This is a genomic window from uncultured Phenylobacterium sp., assembly GCF_902826855.1.
GTDB lineage: Bacteria > Pseudomonadota > Alphaproteobacteria > Caulobacterales > Caulobacteraceae > Phenylobacterium.
In genome coordinates this window covers 1-3985 of the sequence record NZ_CADEGK010000300.1, presented here as the reverse complement: position 1 = coordinate 3985, position 3985 = coordinate 1, and the positions used below count along the sequence as shown (strand labels likewise).

Annotated in this window: 3 protein-coding genes; 1 reads left to right on the top strand and 2 read right to left on the bottom strand. The window is 69.1% G+C overall.

The genetic code is table 11. The features are described from left to right. Positions 1-985 (top strand): ATP-binding protein (locus QZV94_RS23705; protein ID WP_293682727.1); only part of this gene is annotated, 985 nt, incomplete at its 5' end. 65 nt (positions 986-1050) lie between these two features. On the opposite strand, the gene QZV94_RS25300 is transcribed toward QZV94_RS23705, so the two are convergent. Both QZV94_RS25300 and carB read right to left on the bottom strand, forming a co-directional pair. Next, entirely contained in the window at positions 1051-1329 is a 279-nt protein-coding gene (locus QZV94_RS25300) for a DUF805 domain-containing protein (RefSeq protein ID WP_367255236.1), read from the bottom strand. Between the two features lie 397 nt (positions 1330-1726). Then, positions 1727-3985: carbamoyl-phosphate synthase large subunit (gene carB, locus QZV94_RS23700; RefSeq protein ID WP_293682725.1), on the bottom strand; the 2259-nt coding region annotated here is incomplete at its 5' end.

Genomic DNA, 3985 nt, shown 5'->3' with positions numbered 1-3985 from the left:
GTCGCTGCTGGGCATCCTCAACGACCTCCTCGACCTGTCGAAGATCGAGGCCGGGGGGATGGAGATCGACGTCCACGACTTCGACCTCGAGCGGGAGGTGCACGTCGCCACGCGCAGTTTCGCCACCCTGGCCGACCAGAAGGACGTCGCGTTTCTGGTGGAGGTGGAGCCCGACGCCGGCGGCGTCTGGCGCGGCGACGGCGGCAAGATCCGGCAGGTGCTGGCCAACCTGGCTTCGAACGCGGTGAAGTTCACCAGCGCCGGAGAGATTCGGGTGTCGGTGCGCCGCACGCAGGACGGGATCGCCTGCACGGTGGCCGACTCCGGCGCCGGGATCGCCCACGACCGGCTGGAGCAACTGTTCCGGCGCTTTTCGCAAGGAGACCCCAGCGCCACCCGCAAGTTCGGAGGCACCGGCCTCGGCCTGGCCATCTCGCGCGAACTGGTCGAGCTTCTAGGCGGCACGGTCTCGGTGGCCAGTATCGAGGGGCGGGGGTCGGCCTTCACATTCGAGCTGCCGCTGACATGGGTCAGCGCCGCGGGCGACCCACAGGAGGAACAGGCCGAGCGGGCCCTGGAGCTGCCGGCTCTGCGCATCCTCGCGGCCGAGGACAACAAGACCAACCGCCTATTGCTGGCCGCGCTGCTCGAGCCGCTGGACGTGCAGCTGCGGCTCACCGCCGACGGGGCTGAGGCGCTGGAGGCCTTCCGATCCGGGACCTATGATGTCGTCCTCATGGACGTCCAGATGCCGGTGATGAACGGCGTCGACGCCGTGCGCGCGATCCGCGCCCTGGAGGCCGAGCGCGGCCAGGCGGAGACGCCCATCCTGGCGCTGTCGGCCAACGTCATGCGCCACCAGATCGACGAGTACCTTGCCGCCGGCATGAACGGCTTCGTGGCCAAGCCCATCGAGATGGCGGCCCTCATCGGCGCCATCGAGTCGGTCCTGCCCCGCCCGGACGCCGTGAGCGCCGCGGCCTGAGCACAGCCCGTTCTGACCACCAAGCGGACGGGGTGAAGGTCCGCCATGGGTGGTGGTTAGGAGACCTACGGGGCGGGCGGTCCGTACCTATTTGGCCAAGGCTTACCCGGGAGCACCCCGAGGCAGACTAGGGGTGCGAATGTTAGCAGCAAGCCTGCGCCGAAAGCGGCCCCGCTTGGCATCGTCCCATCTGCCATGAGCAAGGGTGGGCAGGACTGCGCTGCCGCGAGGGGAACGAGCCACCAGCCGCTCCTCCCGATGTCATGCAGCCGTCGAACCTCGAGAAACCACAGGCCGATTGTGTAGCCGACGCAAGCAGCCAAAGGCCAAGTGCTTGCAACCATCGCGATGGCCAAAGAAGGCCGTGGCGAATAGCCAATACTCTCGCCTGCCGCATCGGCTGCGTGGCTGAAAGCGAGTGCGCAAGGCCGCCAGCACGCCACCCTCCCTTGAAGCTGCACCATCTTGAGCGAGCTTCAGTTTGCAGCCAAGAGGTCGAAACATCCGATTTCTTAGACAACGTCCGCCACGGGTCGAAGGCCGTCAGCGGCCGATCGCCGGCAACCGGACGTTCGACCGTCGGCGCCCGAAACCGATGTTGGCCGCGTCCACGGACGGCGGATGGGGCAGGGGGCGATCGCCACAGTCGGGCGCGAACGGGTCCAACGGCCGCGACGTCCCGAACTCGGCGTAGCCCTCTCCCGACCTCTCCCACGGCGCTGCCGCGCCTGGGAGCGGAGGCTAGGCGTAGCTCTGCAGCGGGCGCACTTCGAGGGGGGCCTGGGCCATGGCGGCGATGGCCTGGGCGGCGGCCAGGGCGGCGGGCGTGGTGGTGAAGTAGGGGATCTTCATCATCAGCGAGGTGCGGCGGATCTCGAAGCTGTCCTTCAGCGACTGCTTGCCCTCGGTGGTGTTGAAGACGAGCTGGACATCGCCGTTCTTCATGGCGTCCACAATGTGCGGGCGGCCCTCCAGCACCTTCTTGACCAGCTCGACTTCCAGGCCCTGGTCCTGGAGGTACGCGGCGGTGCCGCCGGTGGCCAGCACTCGGAAGCCCTGGGCGATCATCAGGCGCACGGGCTCGGCGATCCAGGCCTTGTCGGCGTCGCGCACCGACACGAACAGGCTGCCGGCGACGGGCAGGACGGTGCCGCCGCCTAGCTGCGCCTTGGCGAAGGCGCGCGCGAAGGCCGGACCGGGCGAGGCCTCGCCGTCGCGGATCCAGTCCAGGCCCATGACCTCGCCGGTGGAGCGCATCTCCGGCCCGAGGATGGTGTCGACCCCGGCGAAGCGGGCGAAGGGGAACACCGCCTCCTTCACCGCCACGTGGTTGTAGGCCTTGTCGACCAGGCCGAAGTCGGAGAGCGGTCGCCCGGCCATCAGCTTGGCGGCGATGGCGGCCACCGGCTGGCCGATGGTCTTGGCCACGAAGGGCACCGTGCGGCTGGCGCGCGGATTGACCTCGAGCACGAAGATCCGCGGGCTCTCGCTCTGCGGCTCCTCGATAGCGAACTGCACGTTCATCAGCCCGCGCACCTCCAGGGCCCGGGCCATGGCCTCGGTCTGGCGCTTCAGCTCAGCGATGGTTTCGGGACGCAGCGAGAAGGGCGGCATGGAACAGGCCGAGTCGCCCGAGTGCACGCCGGCCTCCTCGATATGCTCCATCACCCCGGCCACGAAGACCGCGCCGGTGTTGTCGCACAGCGCGTCCACGTCCACCTCGGTGGCGCGGGAGAGGTACTGGTCGATCAGGACCGGGCTGTCGCCGCTGACCTGCACGGCGGTGGTGATGTAGCGCTCCAGCTGCTCGTCATCGCGCACGATCTCCATGGCCCGGCCGCCGAGCACGTAGGAGGGCCGGATCACGACCGGGTAGCCGATCTTGTGGACCGCGGCGAAAGCCTCGTCGCGGGAGCGGGCGATGCCGTTGATGGGCTGGGCGATGTCGAGCCGGTGCAGCAGCTGCTGGAACCGCTCGCGGTCCTCCGCCAGATCGATGGCGTCGGGGCTGGTGCCGAGGATCGGGATGCCCGCATCCTCCAGCGCCTGGGCCAGCTTCAGAGGGGTCTGGCCGCCGAATTGGACGATGACGCCCAGCAGCTCGCCCTTTGAGCGCTCGACGTCGATCAGCTCCAGCACGTCCTCTGCCGTCAGCGGTTCGAAGTACAGGCGGTCGGAGGTGTCGTAGTCGGTCGAGACGGTCTCGGGGTTGCAGTTGACCATGATCGACTCGACGCCGATCTCGTCGAGCGCGAAGGCCGCGTGGCAGCAGCAGTAGTCGAACTCGATCCCCTGGCCGATCCGGTTGGGCCCGCCGCCGAGGATGATCGCCTTTCGGCGGTCGGTGGGATCGCTCTCGCAATCCGGCGCCTGGCCCAGGGCCCCGGTCTCATAGGTCGAGTACATGTAGGGCGTCTCGGCCCGGAACTCGCCTGCGCAGGTGTCGATCCGCTTGAACACTGGCCGCACGCCCAGCGCGCGTCGCCCGGCGCGGACGTCGGCCTCGGTGGCCCCCGTCAGCTTCGCCAGCCGCGCATCTGAGAAGCCCAGCGCCTTCAGCCGCCGCACGCCCGGCGCATCCTTGGGCAGGCCCTGGGCGCGCACCACAGCCTCCTCGGCCACCAGCGCCTGGATCTGGCGCAGGAACCAGGGCTCGTAGGAACAGGCGGCGTGCACCTGCTCGACCGACAGGCCGTGCCGGAAGGCCTGGGCGATCACCCGCAGCCGGTCCGGCGTCGGCTCCGACAGCGCGCGCTGCACGGTCTCCTCGTCGGTCCCGCCCTCGATGGCGACTTCGTCGAGGCCGCTCAAACCCGTCTCCAGGCCGCGCAGGGCCTTCTGCAGGCTCTCGGCGAAGGTGCGGCCGATGGCCATCACCTCGCCCACCGACTTCATCGAGGTGGTCAGGTGCGGCTCCGACCCCGGATACTTCTCGAAGGCGAAGCGCGGGATCTTGGTGACCACGTAGTCGATGGAGGGTTCGAACGAGGCCGGCGTGGC